The organism is Methylomonas sp. BW4-1, from assembly GCF_052474385.1.
The window spans coordinates 3,884,385-3,906,228 of sequence record NZ_CP184125.1 but is presented as its reverse complement, the minus strand read 5'-3'; the positions used below and the strand labels follow the sequence as shown (position 1 = coordinate 3,906,228).

Annotated in this window: 20 protein-coding genes; 17 read left to right on the top strand and 3 right to left on the bottom strand. The window is 49.3% G+C overall.

Translation table 11 applies throughout. From position 1 onward, the window contains the following. The first annotated feature begins 24 nt into the window (after positions 1 to 24). The 12 genes from ACH5Y9_RS18105 to lhgO all read left to right on the top strand — a co-directional run bounded on the left by ACH5Y9_RS18105 (position 25) and on the right by lhgO (position 13,834). Positions 25 to 471, top strand: a complete 447-nt coding sequence (locus tag ACH5Y9_RS18105) for a hypothetical protein (protein ID WP_445367070.1) — start codon at positions 25 to 27, stop codon at positions 469 to 471. A gap of 316 nt (positions 472 to 787) precedes the next feature. Beyond that, entirely contained in the window at positions 788 to 1,513 is a 726-nt protein-coding gene (locus ACH5Y9_RS18100; protein WP_445367069.1) for a glycosyltransferase family 2 protein, read from the top strand. 450 nt (positions 1,514 to 1,963) lie between these two features. Further along, on the top strand, positions 1,964 to 2,425 hold the full coding sequence (locus ACH5Y9_RS18095) for a hypothetical protein (protein WP_445367068.1): 462 nt from the start codon (positions 1,964 to 1,966) through the stop codon (positions 2,423 to 2,425). Positions 2,426 to 2,438: 13 nt separating this feature from the next. Further along, positions 2,439 to 2,591, top strand: coding sequence for a DUF5989 family protein (locus ACH5Y9_RS18090; RefSeq protein WP_225893004.1), 153 nt, complete (start codon positions 2,439 to 2,441; stop codon positions 2,589 to 2,591). A 17-nt stretch (positions 2,592 to 2,608) separates the two neighbouring features. Beyond that, on the top strand, positions 2,609 to 4,441 hold the full coding sequence (locus ACH5Y9_RS18085) for a carbamoyltransferase family protein (RefSeq protein ID WP_445369903.1): 1,833 nt from the start codon (positions 2,609 to 2,611) through the stop codon (positions 4,439 to 4,441). Between the two features lie 318 nt (positions 4,442 to 4,759). Beyond that, positions 4,760 to 5,647, top strand: a complete 888-nt coding sequence (locus ACH5Y9_RS18080) for an SGNH/GDSL hydrolase family protein (RefSeq protein ID WP_445367067.1) — start codon at positions 4,760 to 4,762, stop codon at positions 5,645 to 5,647. Positions 5,648 to 5,659: 12 nt separating this feature from the next. Next, positions 5,660 to 7,057 (top strand): MBOAT family O-acyltransferase, encoded by a 1,398-nt coding sequence (locus ACH5Y9_RS18075; protein WP_445367066.1) that lies wholly within the window; start codon positions 5,660 to 5,662, stop codon positions 7,055 to 7,057. A gap of 172 nt (positions 7,058 to 7,229) precedes the next feature. Further along, a complete protein-coding gene (locus ACH5Y9_RS18070) occupies positions 7,230 to 8,354 on the top strand; it encodes a hypothetical protein (RefSeq protein WP_445367065.1) in 1,125 nt (374 codons plus the stop codon). 6 nt (positions 8,355 to 8,360) lie between these two features. Then, positions 8,361 to 10,724 (top strand): hypothetical protein, encoded by a 2,364-nt coding sequence (locus ACH5Y9_RS18065; protein ID WP_445367064.1) that lies wholly within the window; start codon positions 8,361 to 8,363, stop codon positions 10,722 to 10,724. A 451-nt stretch (positions 10,725 to 11,175) separates the two neighbouring features. Next, positions 11,176 to 12,057, top strand: coding sequence for a glycosyltransferase family 2 protein (locus ACH5Y9_RS18060; RefSeq protein WP_205453130.1), 882 nt, complete (start codon positions 11,176 to 11,178; stop codon positions 12,055 to 12,057). A gap of 15 nt (positions 12,058 to 12,072) precedes the next feature. Beyond that, positions 12,073 to 12,654, top strand: a complete 582-nt coding sequence (locus ACH5Y9_RS18055; protein WP_445367063.1) for a D-glycero-alpha-D-manno-heptose-1,7-bisphosphate 7-phosphatase — start codon at positions 12,073 to 12,075, stop codon at positions 12,652 to 12,654. Next, positions 12,638 to 13,834 (top strand): L-2-hydroxyglutarate oxidase, encoded by a 1,197-nt coding sequence (gene lhgO, locus ACH5Y9_RS18050; protein WP_445367062.1) that lies wholly within the window; start codon positions 12,638 to 12,640, stop codon positions 13,832 to 13,834. The genes ACH5Y9_RS18055 and lhgO overlap by 17 nt, the downstream gene beginning before the upstream one ends. A gap of 61 nt (positions 13,835 to 13,895) precedes the next feature. Here the strand turns inward: lhgO and ACH5Y9_RS18045 are convergent, their stop codons facing one another. After that, entirely contained in the window at positions 13,896 to 14,459 is a 564-nt protein-coding gene (locus ACH5Y9_RS18045) for a methylated-DNA--[protein]-cysteine S-methyltransferase (RefSeq protein ID WP_445367061.1), read from the bottom strand. A gap of 77 nt (positions 14,460 to 14,536) precedes the next feature. Between ACH5Y9_RS18045 and ACH5Y9_RS18040 the strand changes: the two genes are divergently transcribed. The 4 genes from ACH5Y9_RS18040 to ACH5Y9_RS18025 all read left to right on the top strand — a co-directional run bounded on the left by ACH5Y9_RS18040 (position 14,537) and on the right by ACH5Y9_RS18025 (position 17,832). Continuing rightward, entirely contained in the window at positions 14,537 to 15,259 is a 723-nt protein-coding gene (locus ACH5Y9_RS18040; protein WP_445367060.1) for a DUF445 domain-containing protein, read from the top strand. A gap of 11 nt (positions 15,260 to 15,270) precedes the next feature. Next, entirely contained in the window at positions 15,271 to 16,044 is a 774-nt protein-coding gene (locus ACH5Y9_RS18035; RefSeq protein WP_445367059.1) for an alpha/beta fold hydrolase, read from the top strand. A gap of 112 nt (positions 16,045 to 16,156) precedes the next feature. Beyond that, positions 16,157 to 16,531: a hypothetical protein gene (locus ACH5Y9_RS18030; RefSeq protein ID WP_101052039.1), complete on the top strand. Its 375-nt coding sequence runs from the start codon at positions 16,157 to 16,159 to the stop codon at positions 16,529 to 16,531. A gap of 71 nt (positions 16,532 to 16,602) precedes the next feature. Further along, a complete protein-coding gene (locus ACH5Y9_RS18025) occupies positions 16,603 to 17,832 on the top strand; it encodes a pyrophosphate--fructose-6-phosphate 1-phosphotransferase (RefSeq protein WP_445367058.1) in 1,230 nt (409 codons plus the stop codon). Between the two features lie 85 nt (positions 17,833 to 17,917). Here ACH5Y9_RS18025 and ACH5Y9_RS18020 read toward each other — a convergent pair whose 3' ends face one another. After that, the gene (locus tag ACH5Y9_RS18020) at positions 17,918 to 18,385 is read right to left on the bottom strand and encodes a nuclear transport factor 2 family protein (protein ID WP_445367057.1); all 468 of its coding nucleotides are present in this window, start codon (positions 18,383 to 18,385) and stop codon (positions 17,918 to 17,920) included. Between the two features lie 96 nt (positions 18,386 to 18,481). Between ACH5Y9_RS18020 and ACH5Y9_RS18015 the strand changes: the two genes are divergently transcribed. Beyond that, positions 18,482 to 19,105, top strand: a complete 624-nt coding sequence (locus ACH5Y9_RS18015) for a TetR/AcrR family transcriptional regulator (protein WP_445367056.1) — start codon at positions 18,482 to 18,484, stop codon at positions 19,103 to 19,105. Here ACH5Y9_RS18015 and ACH5Y9_RS18010 read toward each other — a convergent pair. Next, positions 19,073 to 21,766 (bottom strand): cation-transporting P-type ATPase, encoded by a 2,694-nt coding sequence (locus ACH5Y9_RS18010; protein ID WP_445367055.1) that lies wholly within the window; start codon positions 21,764 to 21,766, stop codon positions 19,073 to 19,075. The two genes, ACH5Y9_RS18015 and ACH5Y9_RS18010, sit on opposite strands and share 33 nt — an antisense overlap. Positions 21,767 to 21,844 lie beyond the last annotated feature (78 nt).

Genomic DNA, 21,844 nt, shown 5'->3' with positions numbered 1-21,844 from the left:
CGCTCATATGGTAATGAATTGAGTATGAAATCATTTAAGCCGCTAGTTTTAGGCGCTCCGCGTAGCGGTTTTGCCTTGCTTGCTAGCGATTTCTTGCCGCTATTTGATGCTATGCCTGCCAGCGCCAAAGAAGCGTGTGTGGGCTTGGCTTATCCGGGCGTCGAGGTACCCGGGGTCACGATTTACAAAGCCCGGCAAAAACGCGGCGTGGATACCCGACGACTCAAACGTGTCCTGAAACGCCGCAACGCCATCGAACCGATCATCGGCCACCTACAGAACGACGGACTATTGGGGCGCAACTACCTGAAAGGCGAAATGGGCGATGCGTTGCGTGCCATCCTGTGCGGTGCAGGCCACAACATCCGTTTGATCCTCAGGCGGTTGAGGATTTTTTGGCGTCATTTTGGGCAGTCGCTGTTTCGGCTATGGGGCGCATTTTCATCAGAGCAATTTTTATCGTTCGTGTGAGGACGGTCCCCCCTGAAAAATTTTGGCTTTTTCAGGGGGGGGTGTTTAATTCGTAACATTGAATTCACTGTATATTAATCAATGGCTTACGCATCGATTTTTCTTGATAAACTGCATTAATCAGAGGTTTCCTAGAGTGGCTATTAATATACCGGTTAGTTATTGCTGGGCTTTTATGATGTAAGTCGATATTATATTGAGTTATAGATTTAAAAATAATTTGACGGCGTGTTCTTGCTGGATTTTTATTAAAGGCTAAGAAAAGAACAGAGCAGCAAGCTGCATTTATAATGCGGCTGTTTATTTGAAAAATAAAATGGATAATTCGAAATTAAAATTTATAACAACGCTTTTTATTCCTGTAAAAAATGAAATAGATGCATTGAAAGTTATAATGCCGCGGATAGACAAAAGTTGGTGTGACGAGATATTGATTCTTGATGGTAGTTCTGATGATGGCTCAAAAGAATACCTTGTTTCTAAAGGATATAATGTGGTACACCAAAAATCAAAAGGAGTTAAAGCGGCTTTTTGGGAAGCGTTTGAATTGGCTAGAGGTGATGTCATTATTCCGTTTTCGCCGGACGGTAACTCGATTCCAGAAGATATTCCAAGGCTAATTGAAAAGATAAACGCCGGTTATGATATAGTTGTAGCATCGAGATACAAAGGTGATGCAATTTCCGAAGATGATGATTTCATATCGGGAATTGCTAATAAGTTTTTTACCAGTCTTATTAATATACTTTTCTCAACAAAATACACAGATGGGCTCGTGATGTACAAAGCATTCAAAAAGTCTCATCTATACACATTGGAAATAGATAAATTCAAGAGTGATTTTTCGGAAATAATGTTGTTAACCCGTGGTGCTAGGTACGGTTTGAAGATAACGGAAATTTCTTCTTCTGAGCCCCCTAGAATAGGCGTGCAAGGAAGTCGAGCCCATCCTGGGGTGCTAGGAAAATATAAGAGCGCTCTTGTTTTATTAAAATCCATATTGCGAGATGCATTGTTTTATCATCCTAGTCTGAATAGATAACAAAACATACCGTAAAGAAACAGGTTGTATTATTCTAAGGAGCCTCTGATTAATTCAGTTTTTCAAGAAAAATCAATGTGCAAGCCATTAGATTTAATTGGTACGGAAATTCATGTTAACGAATTAATCAGAGGTTCCCTAATGCAACAGGCTAACGAGTAAAATTCATCCGGTTTTGCATCTCATGATTTGAGTGTCGTATTCAATTTTCTTGTTTCTGGCCTACTTTTTTATATTGCCTGTCAGGGAAATCAAATAATAAAAAGGAAAAAGTTTGACGATCATCGCTTCGGTTGTCGTCATGCCGCGGGATTGGGGTGTTGATCAGTATCGATTCGTGGCATTTGGGTGAGGCCTCGAGCAATGGGATAGCGTTGTTCGCCAGTTTATCGGCCACTTTTACCAGCGTTTAAACGCCGTATCGGTCAGTGCCGCTAGTAGTTAAAATCTATGAGAAAATCCACTTATAAACGATCAGGTTACGTGCTTGAAAACTCGCGCCAAGAAGAGAATGCAGAAAAACCAACTGAACGCGGATTTGGAATAACTTTTTCTGCTGTATTTTTAATGATAGCCTTTGTAAGGCTATATCGAGTCCGTGACTTTTATGATTATTGGTGGCTGACGGGGCTATCCCTTGCCGCCATTTTTCTGTTCCTGGCTTATTTTTGGATGGCGCCACTACGTCCTCTTAATAATCTTTGGTACCGTCTGGGTCTCGTTTTATCTTATTTAATTAATCCCGTCATAATGGGAGCCGTTTTCTTATTGACTATTCTGCCTGTTGGTCTATTAATGCGCCTCCTCAAAAGAGATTTACTCAAGCTGAGATTTGATCGCAAAGCGCCAACATATTGGCAAAATCGACCGCTTATTGTGGTTAAACAACAAAATATGAACAATCAATTCTAATGTGGAATTAGTAATGCTGAATATCTTACGAGAACTTTGGGTCTTCCTCTCCATGCGAAAGAAATATTGGCTATTACCGATCATATTCGTACTAGCCTTGGTCGGCGGTCTGGTCGTTTTAAGCCAAGGCTCCGCGATCGCGCCATTTATCTACGCCATATTTTGAAGTTTGCCCAAGAAAGCGTGAACATATTAGGTATCTCGGCGTTTTATCACGATAGCGCGGCCTGTGTGATTGTAGACGGTCAGATAATCGCCGCGGCGCAAGAAGAGCGGTTTACCCGCAAAAAACATGATGCAGCTTTTCCTAAAAATGCGATTGAATATTGCCTGAACGCGGCCGGTAAAAATCTGGATCAAATTGAGTATGTTGTATTTTACGACAAGCCTTTTTTAAAATTCGAACGACTTCTTGAAACCTATATTGCTTTTGCTCCACGTGGTTTTCAATCATTTTTAACGGCAATGCCGATTTGGCTGAAAGAAAAGCTGTTTCAAAAGCTATTACTGCGGGATGAGTTGAAAAAGCTGGGTGCGGATTCGAATATAGAAAGTCGTTTGCTATTCGCCGAACATCACCAAAGTCACGCGGCCTCCGCTTTTTTTGCCTCACCATACGAGGAAGCCGTTGTATTAACAATGGATGGCGTCGGCGAATGGACAACGACTTCAGTAGCAATCGGATGCGGCAACCGTTTGGAGGCAGTGAAGGAAATTCATTTCCCTCATTCAATTGGTCTTTTATATTCGGCATTTACCTATTATCTTGGCTTTAAAGTCAACTCTGGCGAATACAAGGTAATGGGACTGGCGCCCTACGGCGAAGCAAAATATGTCGACGTTATCCTGAGTAAGTTCCTTGATCTAAAAGCCGATGGGAGTTTTCGGCTGGATATGCAATATTTTGATTATTGCACTGGCCTCAAGATGACTAACAAAAAGTTCGACGCGCTTTTTGGTGATCCGCCGCGAAAGCCCGAGCAGCCTTTGACCCAGAAGCACATGGATATTGCCGCATCTATTCAAAGGGTTACGGAAGAAATAGTGCTTCGCTTGACGCGAGCCCTATTCAATGAAACCGGCCGTAAAAATCTTTGCCTTGCCGGCGGCGTTGCACTGAATTGTGTGGCTAACGGCAGAATCTTGCGTGATGGTAAATTCGAAAACATTTGGATTCAACCGGCCGCGGGTGATGCCGGAGGTGCGGTTGGCGCCGCTTTGGCTGCTTATTACACGCATTGCGACAAACCGCGCCGGATAAATGGAAAAGATGCAATGTCCGGCACTTATCTTGGGCCGAGTTACAATAATGGGGAGATTGAACAACAGCTCTCCAGCGCCGGCGCGCGCTTCGAAAGGCTAAGCGACGCCGATTTGATTACGGCCACCGTAGATGCTTTGGTAGCGGGAAAAGCCGTTGGATGGTTTCAGGGGCGCATGGAATTTGGCCCTCGAGCGCTGGGGGCTCGCTCCATCCTTGGCGATCCGCGTAATCCGGCGATGCAGAAAACATTAAACCTAAAAGTAAAGTATCGCGAAAGCTTTCGTCCTTTTGCGCCGGCAATATTGCGTGAGGATATGGCTGAGTGGTTTGAACTCGATTGCGACAGCCCATATATGCTTTTCGTCGCCAATGTAGCCAAAGACAAGCAAACGGAAGTAACGGAACAGGAGTCGGCGCTGTTCGGGATCGATAAACTTAATATACCGCGCTCCGAAATACCCGCAGTGACCCATGTAGACTATTCCGCAAGAATCCAATCCGTGGATCGCGAAACCAATCCGAGGTTTCATGAACTCCTCTCCGCATTCAAAGCCCGCATTGGATGCCCTGTACTCATTAACACCAGCTTCAACATTCGAGGGGAACCCATCGTTTGCAGCCCGGAGGATGCGTTTCGTTGTTTCATGGGCTCCGAGATCGAATTACTGGTCATTGAGAACTACATTCTCTACAAAGAAAAACAGGATAACCGTCTGAAAACAAATTACAGCACCACTCTTGAGCCGGATTAACCACGGCTTGATTATTAGAAAACCAACGCATTACTTGAATAGCAACTGATTTTTGAATTAAAAACTGCCAATGAAAACAAGTCTCTCCTCCCTGTCTTGTTTGAGAAATAGATTTTCCCAATACACACCAGTTGGCCAGCCGCCAAAAATAACGACGGCACTCCAAAGTCAAGTGATTCGAATTTCATAGATCAAACTTTCGCTAAGGTTGCCATGCCACAAACTAATAAAAAATTCCTATCGATAATTTTGCTCTGCCTGTCGTCGGCAATCGCTCTCGGTCTCGCAGAAGGCCTCCTGCGCATAAAAAACAGTTCAATGACCAACTACGATATCGAAATGTGGCGCTACGGCAAGGAGCTCAAAACCCGCCGCCCTGAGCCTATGCTTGACTTCGATCATGTCAGGTCAAAATCGGCGATATTGCAGAATGTCGAAATTCGCCTCAACGAGCATGGGTTGCGCGGTGCCCCGCTTTCTGCTTTGCCGCCTGGCGGACGAAGAATCCTCTTTCTCGGTGCCTCCATCACATTTGGCTGGGGGGTTTCTGAACAGGATACGCTTGAAGCCAGACTTGAGACGGCGTTAAGCGCTATCGACAAACAGCCCGTACAGGTGCTTAACGCCGGCGTCGGCAACTACAACACAGAGCGCTACGTTTCCCGTTTTTTTGATGAGCTTACCGGCCTGCATCCGACCGATATCGTCGTGCATTATTGTCTGCGCGACGCTGAAGACCTGCCTGCTGGCGGAGATAATTTGTTGTTACGTCACAGTCAACTGGCGGTGATCTTATGGGGCGTCTATCACCGGTTCTTCGATAAGAACGGAGAACAATCAATGGTGCAGTACTATCGCGACGTCTATCAGCCAGAAGCGCCCGGCATGCTCAAAATGAAAGAAAAGCTCAGACAACTTTCGGAGTATGCCAAAGCGAATAATATTCGGATATATCTGGCCATGACGCCCATCACATACAACTTAGTTGACTACAAATTCGGGTTTGTCCATGACATTATGAAACAGGTAGCCGCCGAGTACGGCTACATTTATTGCGACCAACTGCCCACAATGAAAGGTGTGCCTCCGAAAGACATCTGGGCGATGCCTACCGATCCGCACCCTAACGCACTTGGCCACCGATTAATGGCCGAGGCGATCCTGCCCATGCTTTCCCAATCAGGTCACGCCTCTGTCAATAATTAAACAGGACAAGGAATGCTATTTAGTTCGCCGATATTTTTTGTATTTTTTTCCGTTTACTTCCTGCTCCACTTCATCATTCCCAAGCAATTTAGAATTTACCTGATCATTCTTGGCAGTACGATTTTTTATGGATGGTGGCGAATCGAATACATATGGCTGCCTTACTTATTGACGGCAATCGCCTACCTCGGCGTCATTTGGATGAATGGCGCGGTCAATCCAGTCGCACGCAAACGCCGGGCGGTTGCGTGCGTCATCGGTTTATTTTTGCCGCTGGTTTTCTACAAGTACACGGATTTTTTCTTTAGGGAACTGATCGGACCGTTCATTGGTATGCAAGACAATTTGCTCAATCTGCCGCTGCCGCTTGGTTTGTCTTTCGTCACGTTTACCCTCACGGCCTATGTCGTCGATATCTACAAAGGCAAGTTTCCGGCAAGGTCATCCGCATCGGCAGTGCTCGCCTATGTCTTATTCTTTCCGCATCTAATCGCCGGGCCGATTCTGCGCCCTTCTGAATTGCTGCCGCAACTCGAACGGCAGCGCATGGCGACACTACGCCGGTTTACCGTGCCGCTGGCGATTTTTTCGCTTGGCTTGGTCAAAAAGCTGGTGTTTGCCGATCAGGTCGGTTTTGCGGTTAATGATGTTTATAATCAAAACGGGACGCTTGGGGTTCTGGACGCGCTGTTGGCAATTTACGGTTTCTCGGTTCAAATTTATTGCGACTTCAGCGGATATACCGACATGGCGATTGGACTTGCGCTCGCCATCGGAATCCGTCTACCTAATAACTTCCGTCGGCCTTACGCCGCGCGTTCACTCAGCGACTTATGGGGCCGGTGGCACATTACGCTGTCATTTTGGTTTCGTGACTATCTTTTCCAGCCGCTCGGCGGCTACCGGCGCGGACGGTTCAAGGCCGTCCGTAATATATTGATCACCATGCTATTAAGCGGTTTATGGCATGGTGCGAATTGGACCTTTTTGATTTGGGGCTTGCTGCACGGCATCGGTATATCGGTTAATTATTTGTTGCGGCCCGCCTTACGCAGATTGCCATCCGGCAAAATGCCCGATTGGATTGGGGTGTTGCTGACATTTCATTTTTTCGCTTTTGCAGCGGTCTTCTTTCGTAGCCCGACTATTGCAAAAGCGCTAGACATCTGGGCGGCCCCCTTTATCGGTGGTTGGGGCGGGATTGATTCGTTCGCCAACAATAATGTTTTTCCGTTGTTGTTGATCTTAGTGTTCTTCGCGCTACACCGGTTTGACGACATCAGGCGGATCAAAATTGTGGTTCATTACGCTCAGCCTGAATTTATATGGATTGCGCTGGCTTTCTGTTGGCTTGTGGCGATCACAATAAGTCAAGGAAATACAGCGGCTTTTATCTATTTCGATTTCTGACGAATTGCACGAAACAAGGCTTACCCATAAGCCGCCTACGACCCAAAACGGGTATTAAGCACAGAGACTGGAAACTCCGAATCAACCGATAGGTTTGAGGATGTTGCTTATAGGTATGATTGGAGTCAAGCCCTTTAAAGAACAATAACAAACCTTACAAGAGGACGTGTTGATGGCGGTGAAATTCGACAGAATATCCAATTTGATCATTGTCCTTGTGACTCTTATAGTTACGAGTTATTTAATAGAAATATGTAGTCAGCTCATCATAAAAAAACTACCGGCATATGATTCCCGGTGGGTTTTCAGGGCAAAAAAACCACCGGCATATTCTGATTCGCCTTACTTTAGCGCGGAATTCATGCATGAATCCTCTAACGGAGAAAAAGGAAAATTTGATGATAAAGTCCGTAGATTAGTAAATTTTGAAGGTAAGTATATCAATGTGATTGACGGGCATCGCCGGACCGCGTTTGTCCCGGAAGACGCGAAAAATACTGTATACATTTATGGCGCGTCCACAATATATTCTCAGGAAGTACCGGACGAATACACTATCCCGAGCATAGTGCAGAGCAAGATCAACGAAATTACGACTCGATATAAAGTCGTGAATTACGGTGTCTCATCCATGAACTCCGAGCAGCAACTTTTTTTCTTACACGAAACAACGCTAAAAGAAGGTGATATTGTAATATTTTTCGATGGTGGCTGCGATATTATATATAAAGTATACAACGATTATGAATATGGTCTCAATATAAACACTCTACGGAATTCAGAAAAACCCGGTGTCCTTGAATCACGAATATTGCCGGTTTTAGAGAAATTAAAATTAATACACTTTGCCGAACTTCTCAAATATATCAAACAGCAGTCGCCCCCTCTACATACGCGCAATGCCGAAGAGGTAAACGCAAGGGCGATTAAGGCGAGCGAGAATTTTGCCAATAATATTCGCTTAGCGCATCAATACAGCAAAGCGTCGGGCGCTGATTTTTATCATTTTCTTCAACCGTCCATCTTTTCTCTTAAATCTCGCACTAAACACGAGCAATTTCTTATTGATAACTTCTTGTTGACCCCTCCAGGAATGGAGTTTGTATATACGCACAGCATTGACAAGTTTGCTACCCAGAGTGACGCATTGAATGCCGATGGAATTATATCGGTAGATTTGAGAAGTGTTCTTGATAATAAACAAGGCGAGGTGTTTCTGGATTTCGCCCATACGACCGAACGCGCAAATGAAATTATTGCTACAGCTATTTTTTCAATGGTCAGGTGGAAACGGTAGTAAGGCATGACTGCAACTGCTTCTAAACATGTTACAGGCAACTACTTTCCTTCTGACCTAGTCATCATTCTGAGTCTGCATGCCTGTCTATTCTGGACTCTTGCAGCAGCCAATCTGCCATTGGCCCACGACACGATGATTAACTTCCAGATGTTTGGTACGGTCTATCGCGAATTTTTACTCTCGGATGAGTTTCCACTTTGGTTACCATTTACCAGTCAGGGTGTCACGGCGGATTTTGCCTATGCATTCACGTTCACGCCGGCCTTTTATGCTGCCGTTTTTTTGGGAAAACTCTTTTCCGTCACTGACACGCTATTACTGTTTCGGTTCGGACTTTATCTCGAAGAAACTTTGCTGATCTATGGCCTCTACCAGCTGTCCTCACTTTTCCATAGGCACCGCATCAGCCCTATCATCATTGGCATCACTGGTGTGTTGTCGGTTTCTTGGGGGACGCAGATTCATTGGAACTTCCACCTGATTTATCTGTATCCATTGTTGTTGTATCACACCGCCCGGTATCTACGTGGTGAAGGCTTGGAACATTTAGCTTTCGCGCTGATTGTGATGACTCTAGGCGGGCTTTTTTATACGCAGATATTCATTGCGGCCACGCTGGGCGCATTCGTCTGTATCTGGCTGCTTCTATTCCGGCCTCAAATGCCGTCACTTCTACGCTTCGCGATTCCGAATCCAGGAGGGCAGGTAATCGTCTGCGTAGCGCTGGTCATCGCTTTTATGAACGTTCAATTTGCCCGGCATGTAATTGACGGCATGCAAAGCTTCACTTCCCTGCGGCAGGCCAACGGGTCTGTCGGGCTGGATATCTTCTTGACTTATGGGGGATATGTATCACCCGTGAAATTTATGGAGTTCATCTATGCGGCACCGGTTCGTTTTGCTTTTGTTGCCTACAGCGGTCTCTTCAGCATACTGTTCGTGACGTTTGCCCTGATACACGCAAGGACAAAGGCCTTTGGGGTGTTCGTGCTTTTAGTGGGGTTGGTGCTGCTATTTTCTCTGGGGGCTTCTGGGGGGGTGGCGGAAATTGCCTATAGGTTTTTCCCCACGATGGATAAATTTCGCCACATCGGATTTGTCACGCCGGTCGCGAAGATTCTGCTTATCGTTGCTTCGGGTTTTGGTATTGATCATTATCTGGAAAATAGGTCCGCACGTGGCCGTAACACATTGTTCCTTACCTCGCTCACTATTGCATTGGGTGCGGTTTTTGTCATGGTCGATGCTGAGCATGGATGGCAGTATGCCTACGCGAGCGATTCCAGCCTGGATATACCTTTCGCCTTTCATTATTGGCAGTGGGCTATCGTTGTATTATTTGTCCTGTTGGCATTTGGGCTTGGGACTAAGCTCGTTACGCGCGACATACTGGGTCCCGGTCTTCTGGTTTGCGTTTTGCTGGAAATGATGAGTTATAAGTTCATGCTGGAGTGGCGCGCCCCGGCCATGACGCCAAATTGGTTCAGGCACTGGCAGTCTCTCCGTCACGCCTACGATGTGCGTCCCTTGCTTTATAGCTCGATGCGCCGAAGAGAAATCGAGCAGGACATCATTCACCAGTTATCCCCGATGGAGGTATGGGGGGCTCGCAACAGCTTGGGATACGGAAGCTTGTCGCTCGATCTGTGTTTTCCGGTTCACCGCGTGGATATGATAAGTACGCCATTTGATTCGCTTATTCGGACACGTCTTGCCGTAACGGACGGGCAATCTCCGCAGGAATATTTCACACTTGGAAGCGTCGTTAACGATACTGCGCTAATGGCTGCAATTGGCTGTGAAACGCCAAAACTCTATTTAGCTCGTACGCCGGTTCTCACAGATAACGACGCCCAAGTGAGACATATCATCAATATTGCGGCGACTCTGTACGAAACGCCAGTCGTCCAGACTAGTCATCCAGGTTGGTACGACGCGATGCCAACTTCATCATCGGCCATTTCTGCGGACGTAATTACAATTCGCCGTTTCAGTGCCAACCAACTGATAGCTAATATTGAGGTACCTGCTGGTTCAAACAGATTCCTGATTTATTTGGACAGCCTGCATCCAGGCTGGCAAGCCCAGATCGATGGTCATCCCGCGCCAATTCTTCCGGCCAATATTGCCTTTAAGGCCTTAGAATTGACTCCCGGGTACCATGAGGTGACATTCCGCTTTACCGGAGGCTCCCGATGGACCGCCGCGACGATTTGGATCAATTATCTTTTAACGATTGTTCTACTCTTGACGATTGTAGGCGTCTACGGGAGGTATATGTTGTCAAGGATAACCTCGCTTTTCTTGCGGCCTAATTCAGTCCGTAGCCACAATCCCGAGGGTGCCTCGAAAAAGCCTTCGCAATAAGAGTATCGAAACTGTCGAAACCGATTGCAATCCAACAGGTTGCGCTCCATCAACGGCTTCGCAAAGGCAGGTAGAATTTTTTACAATCTCTCGGTTTTTGATTTGTCATATTTGACGTTGGGGGATCGATCTGGTTGTTTTTATTGAGTATTGGCTATAAAAAGTGCGATCTGTCTTCAAGTCTGGTCGTGTACAGGATCCAGTTACAATTCGAAATTCCAACTCGTGTTGTCTAACTAAGGCTGTTATGATTCAGTATATGTTGCCGAAGGGCAAATTTTTTTGGTGCCAATATTGTTGCGTGCTAAAACTACCTTAGTTTATGGAAAAACGGAATATCAAATCTCTAATTCGAGAGCGAGGAATATCTGATCGTCAACTTTAAATTTTGTTTAATGGTTTATTCAAGATCGGCTGGATTTCTTGGAAGTTTAGATGGTATCGAGGCGTTATGAAAAATGCGCTGATTTCCCTCCTATTACCTAGCCGCGGCCGCTTGCAACGCGCCAACGACTTTTTACAAAGCGTTCTCGAGAATAGCGAGTATCCGGAATATGTGGAAGTTATTGTTTACCTGGACGAGGATGATTTTGCTAGCCACTCGATGGAATGCCCAGGATTAACCATTAAACGTATTATAGGACCTCGGGCAACCATGGGCGCATACAATACCGCCTGTTATGAAATGGCGCGTGGAGATATTATCGTTCTTGCCAACGACGATATGATTATTCGCACTCGTGGTTGGGACAGCATAATACGCCAATTACATGACAGTATTCCGGATCGTATCTATCTGGCCTATGGAAACGATTTATTTAAGAAAGGAAATCTTTGCACATTCCCTATCCTTTCCCGAAAAACTTGCGAGATTTTAAGAGAGCCTTTTCCAATGATTTATAAAGGTGCCTTCATCGATTATCACCTTATGGACATTTTTAAGCGTTTGGAGAAACTGGGCCTTAAACGTATTCGCTATTTACCTGAGCTTATATTCGAGCATATGCATTATCGGGCAGGAAAGGCGCCCATGGATGATACCTACCGGCAGCGAGGAAGGTTTGCAGATGATGGCGATTTCTTGTCGCTAATCACCATGCGGGCAAATGGTGCCAGGGCATTATCTGAAGTGAGTCAGAAGGAAACGGTGCCGGCCGCTTTGGATGATTGTGTTCCGAGTTCAGTGCCTCATGGAATGCTAGGTGTCGCAAGCTATATCACACGTTTTATTTTTTTGGATAAAGGTTTGCCGTTGCGCTGGCGCTTATCGTTATGGATATGGTTTTTGGGCAGGCAGCTGGCCGCTCACGGTTTGCTGAAACCGTTTGTTTGACGGGTTAGCCGTTCTATGACGAAAACTTACACAAAACCTGCATTGTTCCTGGATCGCGACGGTGTTATCAACGTCGAAAAGAATTACGTCCACCGTATCGAAGATTTTGAATTTGTTGACGGCATTTTCGACCTATGCCGTCTGGCAACCCGCTTGGGCTTGGTGTTGGTGGTGGTGACCAATCAGGCCGGCATCGGACGGGGCTTTTATACGGAAGCGCAATTTCACGCGCTTACGGCCTGGATGAGTGAGCGCTTCGCGGCGGAAGGTGCGCCGTTGGCAGCGGTGTATTTTTGTCCGTTTCATCCCGAGCACGGTGTTGGCGACTACAAACGTGAGTCTTTCGAACGCAAACCCAATCCGGGGATGATGTTGCGGGCTCGCGACGAACTTGGTTTGGATCTGTCCCGTTCCCTGCTTTTGGGCGACAAACATTCCGATATCGTTGCCGCAAAAGCGGCGGGAGTTGGCGTGACGCTGTTGCTGGGAGAGGATGCCAACGACGCCCGACCGACTGTGGCTATATATTCGCTTGCCGAGGCTTGCTCAGTTCTCGATCAGCATTATTTGAAGGGGCAACATGACGACGTTTTCTGATTTTTGCATTATCGGCGGGGGTATCGTCGGTTTCGCAACTGCACTGACGCTGCAGGAACGCCATCCAGACGCTCGCATTGTGTTGTTGGAAAAAGAGGAGATGCCCGGTCGACATCAGACCGGTCACAACAGCGGCGTCATACATGCAGGTATTTATTATGAGCCGGGGAGCCTGAAGGCGCGTCTGTGTAGGGAGGGGTTGGTGGCGACCAAGGATTTTTGCCGCGCGCATGGGATTCCCTACGACGAATGCGGCAAGCTGATCGTAGCGACTGACAGCGTGGAGCACGAACGGATCAATACACTGTACGACCGCGCGGTTGCTAACGGTTTGCAATTGGAACGCCTCGATGGAGCTGAGCTTGCACGCAGTGAGCCAAATATTCGTGGGATTGCTGCCTTATATAGCCGGGAAACGGCGATTGTCGATTACGGCTTGGTATGCCGTAAAATGGCCGAACAAGTGGTGCAAGGCGGTGCGGTGGTGCGTTACGGTTTGCAGGTGGATCGTATTGAGGAGAGTACTCATTACGTTGAGGTCGGGGGCGGCGGAGAGCTCTTTCGCGCAGGCCAATTGATCGTCTGCGGCGGTTTGCAAGCCGACCGGTTGGCCCGCTTGGCTGGTCTGGATGTTGATTTTCGTATCGTGCCCTTTCGCGGCGAATATTTTCAATTGCCGCAAGCCAAAAACGCGGTCGTCAACCACCTCATTTATCCGGCGCCCGACCCGGCGCTGCCGTTCCTGGGTATTCACTTGACCCGTATGATAGACGGGAGTGTGACTGTGGGGCCAAACGCGGTGATTGGTTTCGCCCGCGAAGGCTATCCCAAGTTATCGTTTTCCCGGCGAGATTGCGCAGATTTTTTAGGATTTCCTGGGTTCTGGAAATTGATTTATCGCTACCGCCACCACGCGCTGCAAGAGTTGGTGACGTCGTTGAGCAAACGGGCTTACCTTCGGAAATGCCGCAAATATTGCCCGTCGTTAAGCGCTGAAGATTTATTGCCGTTCCGGGCGGGTATCCGTGCTCAGGTTGTTACCAATGAAGGCCAGGCCGTCCACGATTTTCTGTTTAAGCAGACCGAGCGCATGCTGCACGTCTGCAATGCACCTTCGCCGGCCGCGACTTCAGCACTTCCCATCGGCAGAATGATTGCGGAACGTTGCCAAGCCATTTAGCGGGCCTTGAATAAATGGGTTTTCATCGGCGCGGGCTGCCAATTTGCGGATTATGGTTTTATCATCCGATTTCGATTAGTTGCTTTTTGTAAAGCAACTCCCGGCGTAATAACGCAGCTTTGCGTTCCAAACCCCAGCGATAACCCGATAATTTTCCGTCAATCCTTAATACCCGGTGGCATGGTATGGCTATGGCCAAAGGATTGGCGGCGCAAGCGCTTGCCACCGCACGCGCCGAATTCGGCGAACCTATGCGCCGGGCAATCTCGCTGTAACTAGCGGTGGCACCGACAGGGATTTCCCGTAATGCCTGCCAAACGCGCTGTTGGAACGGCGTTCCGCCTGTATCCAATGTCAGCTCCAGTCCTTGCTCCGGTACGTTCATAAATTTTCGCAATGCGGCGAAAATGCGTTCGAATTCGGGGGAGCCGTCTGTAAACTCCGCTTCAGGATATTTATCCTGGAAGGCTTTTGTTAAATTGTCCGGAGCATCGCCCAAGGCTATTGCGCAAACGCCGGTTGGTTTAACCGCCACTAGCAGCCAGCCCAACGGACACATTGCGGTTGCAAATCGAATTTGGCTATCGGGTTCACCGTTATGATTCGGAGAAATAGTATTGTTCATATTTAGTCCCAATTTATGCTGGCCTACGGCAACAGTGTTTGGCAAAATTTGCTGTTCGCATGTTACTTAACAAAATAATGAAAAAATTACTAAATCAAAGCTTTTTAACCAACTTTATCTCCCTGCTGATTATCGCTGCCGGCTATGTCAGCCCGTTTTATCCGGAAACGCTGAAAGCAATTGGTTTTTTTGCATTTTCCGGGGCAATTACCAATTGGTTGGCTATTCATATGCTGTTCGAAAAGGTGCCGTTTTTGTATGGCTCGGGGATTATCCCGGCGCGTTTCGAAGAGTTTAAAGCATCGATCAAGGCCTTGATGATGCAGCAATTTTTTACGGTGGAAAATATCGAACAGTTCATCGAAACGGAAGAGCAGCAGGGCGGCAAGGTGTTGAATTTGCAGCCCTTGTTAAACGCTGTCGATTACGACAAGGTTTACGAAGGCTTGGTATCTTCCATTATGGCTTCTTCGTTTGGTGCCATGTTGTTGATGATGGGCGGCGAAGAGGCGCTATTGCCGCTAAAACAACCCTTCACCGAGAAAATGCAGCACACCCTCTCGGAAATGGTGGAGTCAGAACGGTTTAAACACGCTTTACAGCAAGGATTGAATGCGCACAAGATTGGCGAGGATTTGACCGGCAAAATCGAAATGGTGATCGACAGGCGTTTGAGTGAATTGACGCCGCAATTGGTCAAGGAAATGGTGCAATCCATCATCAAGCAACATTTGGGCTGGCTGGTCGTGTGGGGCGGCGTGTTCGGCGGGGTATTGGGCGCAATCTTCGGCTTTGCTTGAGCGCATTGAAGATGACGACCATCGAGCTGGCTTACGATAGTTTCGGCGAACCCGGTGACACACCATTACTGATTGTGCATGGTTTTCTGGCCGCTTCGCGCAACTGGCGCTCGGTGGCCAAACGCCTGGCCGAGCAACGGCATGTTTATGTGCTGGATATGCGCAATCACGGCAGCTCGCCGCATGCCGAGGTGTTAGATTACCCCAGTATGGCTGCCGATTTATTGGCTTTTATGGATAGCCACGCTATTCCCAGCGCGCATCTGCTCGGGCACAGCATGGGTGGCAAGGCGGCGATGTGGTTTGCCTTGCATTATCCCGAGCGGGTCGCCGGTTTGATCGTTGCGGACATCGCCCCGGTAAGTTATCAGCATAGCTTCGACGATCTGGTCGACGCTCTTAGTCGTTTGCCGGTGGATAGCATTGGCAACCGAAAGCAAGCGGAAGAGGCGCTAGCCGAGGCGGTTCCGGATTTAGCCTACCGACAGTTTTTGCTGCAAAATCTGCTGCTGAAAGACGGCAATTACTACTGGCGGATCAATCTGGATATTATTCAAAAAAATGCCCATCACATAGTCGGCTTTCCGGAAGTCGGCGAACGCCGGTTTGTCCGGTCGGTGTTATTCATCGGTGGCGGCAATTCCAAATATCTGGATGAAGAAGCGATTTATGCAGTGTTTCCGCAAGCAAAGATCGCGAAAATTCCAGATACCGGCCATTGGTTATACGTTGAGGCGCCGGATGCGTTTTGTCGCTTGGTGGAAGATTGGTTGCTGGCCGCTTAGCGCTTAAGTGCTTGATCTAGGCTGGTTTAGAACCTTGGTACACTGGCGATAAATCGCAAGGACGATAAGCTTGCTACCGCAATTTAGCTAGTTCAGTGCGGAGCGGTAACAGATGACAGATAATTCATATCAACACATTCAAGGTATCAAACGAGGCAAACTTGCGGTGCCGCTTGAGGATTTGTTGCTCACACAGGCCGAACACGGGCTCAGCGATTATTTGTCGCTTTCGCTAAGCGATTGCGGTGAATTAACCAAAGTTAGTATCACTACGACCGATGTCGAGCCGCTAACCTACTCCGCTTTTATTCGAGCCTCCGCGCCACTGGATTTTGCTGCGGTAGTGTTTGTGGCGCAGCCGGTTAAGCTGGGTGAGCTGAGCGATCATCGAACGTTGCCTGATAAAAGAAAAGCTTGTGTTAGAATCGCGCGGCTTGCACCGTTTTGGCGAGTGTTGCGGCAAAAGGGATCGCAACGCCGGCGCTGAGACGCGGCGATAGCTGATGGTTGGTACGCCGAGCCATCACACTTTTTCTTAACTTTTTATTCGAAACGCTCATGAACAAACCCAAAAAAGTTGCAATCCTCACGGCCGGCGGTTTGGCGCCTTGCCTGAACTCCGCTATCGGCAGCCTGATTGAACGCTACACAGAAATTGATCCCAGCATCGAAATTATTTGCTACCGTGGCGGCTACAAAGGCCTGCTGCTGGGTGACTCCTATGTCGTGACCGATGAAGTCCGGAAAAAAGCCGGCTTGCTGCAACGTTTCGGCGGTTCGGTAATCGGCAACAGCCGCGTCAAACTGACTAATATCAAAGACTGCGTGAAACGCGGTTTGGTGAAAGAAGGCGAAGACCCGCAAAAAGTCGCGGCCGACCAGTTAATTAAAGATGGCGTCGACATTCTGCATACTATCGGCGGTGACGATACTAATACTGCGGCGGCCGATTTGGCGGCATTTCTGGCCAAAAACAACTACGGTCTGACGGTTATCGGTTTGCCAAAAACCGTCGATAACGACGTATTCCCGATCAAACAATCGCTGGGTGCCTGGACTGCTGCCGAACAAGGTGCACGTTACTTCATGAACGTGGTGGCCGAGAACAATTCCAACCCGCGCATGCTGATCGTTCACGAAGTGATGGGCCGTAACTGCGGCTGGCTGACCGCCGCAACCGCGCAGGAATACCGCAAATTGCTGGATCGCGCCGAGTGGTTGCCTGAGCTTGGCTTGTCTCGCGAATCGTATGAAGTGCATGCGGTATTCGTTCCGGAAATGGCTATCGATCTGGAAGCCGAAGCGGCGCGTTTACGCGCGGTGATGGATAAAGTCGATTGCGTGAATATCTTCGTGTCCGAAGGCGCCGGTGTGGAAGCTATCGTTGCCGAACTGCAAGCTAAAGGCCAAGAAGTGCCGCGTGATGCGTTCGGCCACATCAAGCTGGATGCAGTCAATCCGGGCAAATGGTTTGGCGAGCAATTCGCGCAAATGATCGGGGCGGAAAAAACCCTAGTGCAGAAATCCGGTTATTTCGCCCGCGCTGCCGCTGCTAATGTTGATGATATGCGTCTGATCAAATCTTGCGCCGACCTGGCCGTGGAATGTGCCTTCCGTCGTGAATCCGGCGTGATGGGCCATGACGAAGATAACGGCAACGTCTTGCGCGCTATCGAGTTTCCGCGCATCAAAGGCGGCAAGCCGTTCAATATCGATACTGATTGGTTCACTCAAACACTGGCTGAAATTGGCCAGAAAAAAGGTGGCAAAGTCGAAGTCAGCCATTAATAAAGTTTTGCTTGATCTTAGGGGCGGATTTATCCGCCCCTTTTTATTTACAGGAAGCGAATAAATTCGCCTCTAGTGCCAAGTTTCACAAGCCCAATTCACTTAAACCGGCATGATCGTCCGGTCGCCGGCCCAACGGCCAATGGAATAAACGATCATCGGCCTTAATTGGCAAATCGTTGATGCTGGCAAAGCGACGCTGCATTAATCCATACTCGTTAAACTCCCAATTCTCGTTACCGTAGCTGCGAAACCAGTTGCCGGCATCGTCATGCCACTCGTAAGCGAAACGCACCGCGATACGGTTGTCGGTAAAAGCCCATAATTCTTTGATTAGTCGATAATCCAATTCCTTGGCCCATTTGCGCTGTAAAAACTCACGAATTTGCCCGCGACCTACCGGAAACTCGGCGCGATTGCGCCAGCGGTTGTCTTCGGTATACACCTGCACGACGCGATCCGGATCGCGACTATTCCAGGCATCTTCTGCCATGCGGACTTTTTGCGTGGCAGTGTCGGCGGTAAAGGGCGGTAGAGGCGGTTTGCTATCCATCGTTGAGCTCCTGACTGGGGTGAGAAAGTAAGTAGACAGATTTGTCTACTTGTGGCGATGGTAGCAATTGTAGACAGACTTGTCTACAATCGAAGCATGATCTCTGATTCCACCACACTGCTGCCGGACCGCCCGCCTCGCGAGCGGATATTACTGGCCGCGCATGATTTGTTTTATCGCGACGGCATCCGCGCCACCGGTATCGACAAAGTAATTGCCGAGTCCGGGGTAACGAAAGTGACGTTCTATCGTTATTTTCCCAGCAAGAATGATTTGATCCGGGCGTTTTTGACCTATCGGCACGAAGGCTGGATGACCTGGTTTACAGACGCTTTACAGCGGCACGGCGGCCGGCCGAGCGGTGGCTTAATCCCGCTGGTAGCCACGCTGGAGGAATGGTTTCGCAAGCCTATTTATCGCGGTTGCGCGTTTATCAATACCGTCGCCGAATTGGGCGGTGTGTTGCCTGATGTGCTGGAAATTTGCTACCAGCATAAACAAGATATGGTGCGGGTAATTGCCGAACTGTTGCCGGACGGCCTAAACCGGCAGCAGTTGGCGAATGCGGTTGCGGTGGCGATAGACGGCGCGATTGTTAAAGCGCAGCTGGAAGCGCCAGAGGTCGCGGAAAAGCAGTCCCTGAAAAGCTTGGAGACGCTATTAGTTGCACTGAATGCCTTCGCGCAATCAACGCCGGCGGTTAAAGCGCCGAACGACTAGTTTTTCCAGGCCTATCGCTACGTAAATAACTGAGCTAACCCCCAAAATCAACAGCCACTCCTCCCGACCGATTGCCTCGCTGCCGAATAAGGCCTGCATCGTTGGCCAATAGGTAAACAGCAGTTGCAGCAAAATCATGCTGACGACACCAAAAATCAGCCATAAATTGGAAAAAACGCCGACTCGGAACATCGAGTAATTTAGCGAGCGACAGTTGAATAGGTAAAACAATTCGCCAAACACAAACACATTGACGGCTACTGTGCGGGCCTTAGCTAGGGTTGCGTTTTGCGATAGTTCCCATTCAAACAAGCCGAACGCGCCGGCCAGCAACAATAGGCCGACCAGACAGATACGAAACATTAGGCGTTTGGTCAGGATAGCTTGCTTGGGATTGCGTGGCTTATGGAGCATCAGACCCGGTTCCTTGGGTTCGAAAGCCAACATTAAACCCAGCAGTACTGCGGTGGTCATATTGATCCAGAGAATTTGCAGGGGGGTAATCGGCAACGCCACATTGGCGAACACCGCGGCGGTAATCACCAGGCCCTCACCGAGATTGGTCGGTAAGGTCCAGGCGATGAATTTCACCAGATTGTCGAACACGCCGCGGCCTTCTTCGACGGCGGCTTCGATGGTGGCGAAATGATCGTCAGTCAGCACCATGGCCGCCGCTTCCTTGGCGACTTCGGTGCCGCCCATGCCCATTGCTACGCCGATGTTGGCTTGTCGCAGCGCCGGGGCATCGTTGACGCCGTCGCCGGTCATGGCTACCACGTGACCGTTGGCCTGCAAGGCTTGCACCAATTGCAACTTTTGCTCCGGCGCGATGCGGGCAAAGACATCGCAGTCTTTGACGTGTTTGCGATAGTCGGCTTCGCTGTAGTGTTGCAAGTCGGCGCCGCTGATCACACGTTCGGTATGGCGCATGTTGAGCTGCTTAGCGATGGCCAGCGCGGTGACGGGATGGTCGCCAGTGATCATCTTTACCGAGATGCCGGCCTTATAACAGGCGGCAATGGCCCGGGCAGCTTCGGGGCGCGGTGGATCGATCATGGCTTGCAAGCCCAAAAAGGTCAGGCCACCACCCACTTCGCGATGTTCAACCGCATCGTCATCATGCTCAGCGCGCGCAAAAGCCAGGACTCTCAAGCCTTGTGCGGCAAACGCTTCAGCTTGCTGGTTCAGGCAGTCTCTATCCAGTGGTACGAGTTGCATGTCGGCGGCAAAGGCTTTGTCGCAGCGCTGTAGCAGGCTTTCCAGAGAGCCTTTTAAATAAATATGCCGGGCGTCTTCGGCCAGGTTGTGATGCAGAGTGGCCATGAATTGGTACGCGGATTCGAACGGAATGGCGTCCAGGCGCGGATGGTCGCCGCTGACGCTGGCTTGATGCAGACCGGCTTTGTGGGCGGCTACCAGCAAGGCGGCCTCGGTAGGGTCGCCTTCGATACGCCAGTTGTCGGTGTCGGCGATTAATCGGGCGTCGTTGCACAGCAGACCGGCTTTTAAACATTCCAATAGTGCTGGTTTAAGGGACGGGTCGACCGCTTGGTTATGGTTTGTAAATTCACCGTCCGGCGTGTAGCCGCTGCCGCTGACCTCGAATATTTCACCGCCTGCCTGCACGAATTGCACGGTCATTTGGTTTTGCGTCAAGGTGCCGGTCTTGTCGGAGCAAATCACCGTGGTGCTGCCCAGGGTTTCCACCGCCGGCAGTTTGCGGATGATGGCGTTGCGTTTGGCCATACGCGAGACGCCGATAGCCAGCGTAATCGTCAGCGCCGCGGGCAGACCTTCCGGGATGGCGCCGACAGCCAACGCCACGGAGGCCATGAACATGTCCAACATGGTTTCACCGCGCCAGACGCCGACCGCAAAGGTAATGGCCGCGCAGCCGACGATCACCCAGAGCAACAATTGACTGAATTGGCTCATTTTTAGCGTTAGCGGCGTTTCCAGCGGTTCGGCGCTGCCGATCAGCTTGTTGATGCGGCCAATCTCGGTGTTATCGCCGGTACTGACTACCACGGCCAGTGCGCTGCCGTAACTGACCAGCGTCGAGGAATACGCCATATTGGCGCGATCAGCCAATAAGGTGGCCGAGGCTAGAGTCTGTGCCTGCTTTTCCACCGGTACCGATTCGCCGGTTAGCGCGGATTCGTCGATTTTCAGTTCGCGGCTTTGCAAGAGGCGCAGATCGGCAGGCACCTTGTCGCCGGATTGCAGGAATACCAAATCGCCGGGAACTAACTCGGCAGCAGCAATACTTCGGCGCTGGCCGTCACGCAGGACGTTGCTGCTGATATTCAAGGTCTGAGCCAGGGCGTTAATCGCTTTCAGCGCGTTCGCTTCCTGAACGAAGCCTATCAAGGCATTGATGATGACGACACCAAAAATTACGCTACTGTCGGTCCATTCCTCTAAAAAAGCGGTGGTGGCCGCGGAAAACAGCAGGATGTAGATCAGGGGCTGATGAAATTGCGCCAGCAATAAAAGCAACGGCCCTTTGCCGCGGCGAGCGGTCAGGCGGTTGGCGCCGCTAGTCGCTCGGCGTTTTTGCGCTTCCTCGCTGCTCAGGCCTTGACCCAGCTCTACGCCGAAATGCGTTAATACGGTTTCCGGCGTTTGGCTGTGCCAGTTGGCTTTAGGGTAATGGTCCATATGCTCAGATTGATAGTTGAAGATGGCGTTGACGTAGTTGCCCCAAGGCTAAATTAGCCTGAGGTTAAAACCATAAGT

Bases quoted from the DNA above. Each gene is read 5' to 3' on its own strand.
- ACH5Y9_RS18105 (WP_445367070.1), top strand. From the start codon at position 25: ATGAAATCATTTAAGCCGCTAGTTTTAGGCGCTCCGCGTAGCGGTTTT.
- ACH5Y9_RS18100 (WP_445367069.1), top strand. From the start codon at position 788: ATGGATAATTCGAAATTAAAATTTATAACAACGCTTTTTATTCCTGTA.
- ACH5Y9_RS18095 (WP_445367068.1), top strand. From the start codon at position 1,964: ATGAGAAAATCCACTTATAAACGATCAGGTTACGTGCTTGAAAACTCG.
- ACH5Y9_RS18090 (WP_225893004.1), top strand. From the start codon at position 2,439: ATGCTGAATATCTTACGAGAACTTTGGGTCTTCCTCTCCATGCGAAAG.
- ACH5Y9_RS18080 (WP_445367067.1), top strand. From the start codon at position 4,760: ATGACCAACTACGATATCGAAATGTGGCGCTACGGCAAGGAGCTCAAA.
- ACH5Y9_RS18075 (WP_445367066.1), top strand. From the start codon at position 5,660: ATGCTATTTAGTTCGCCGATATTTTTTGTATTTTTTTCCGTTTACTTC.
- ACH5Y9_RS18070 (WP_445367065.1), top strand. From the start codon at position 7,230: ATGGCGGTGAAATTCGACAGAATATCCAATTTGATCATTGTCCTTGTG.
- ACH5Y9_RS18065 (WP_445367064.1), top strand. From the start codon at position 8,361: ATGACTGCAACTGCTTCTAAACATGTTACAGGCAACTACTTTCCTTCT.
- ACH5Y9_RS18060 (WP_205453130.1), top strand. From the start codon at position 11,176: ATGAAAAATGCGCTGATTTCCCTCCTATTACCTAGCCGCGGCCGCTTG.
- ACH5Y9_RS18055 (WP_445367063.1), top strand. From the start codon at position 12,073: ATGACGAAAACTTACACAAAACCTGCATTGTTCCTGGATCGCGACGGT.
- lhgO (WP_445367062.1), top strand. From the start codon at position 12,638: ATGACGACGTTTTCTGATTTTTGCATTATCGGCGGGGGTATCGTCGGT.
- ACH5Y9_RS18045 (WP_445367061.1), bottom strand. From the start codon at position 14,459: ATGAACAATACTATTTCTCCGAATCATAACGGTGAACCCGATAGCCAA.
- ACH5Y9_RS18040 (WP_445367060.1), top strand. From the start codon at position 14,537: ATGAAAAAATTACTAAATCAAAGCTTTTTAACCAACTTTATCTCCCTG.
- ACH5Y9_RS18035 (WP_445367059.1), top strand. From the start codon at position 15,271: ATGACGACCATCGAGCTGGCTTACGATAGTTTCGGCGAACCCGGTGAC.
- ACH5Y9_RS18030 (WP_101052039.1), top strand. From the start codon at position 16,157: ATGACAGATAATTCATATCAACACATTCAAGGTATCAAACGAGGCAAA.
- ACH5Y9_RS18025 (WP_445367058.1), top strand. From the start codon at position 16,603: ATGAACAAACCCAAAAAAGTTGCAATCCTCACGGCCGGCGGTTTGGCG.
- ACH5Y9_RS18020 (WP_445367057.1), bottom strand. From the start codon at position 18,385: ATGGATAGCAAACCGCCTCTACCGCCCTTTACCGCCGACACTGCCACG.
- ACH5Y9_RS18015 (WP_445367056.1), top strand. From the start codon at position 18,482: ATGATCTCTGATTCCACCACACTGCTGCCGGACCGCCCGCCTCGCGAG.
- ACH5Y9_RS18010 (WP_445367055.1), bottom strand. From the start codon at position 21,766: ATGGACCATTACCCTAAAGCCAACTGGCACAGCCAAACGCCGGAAACC.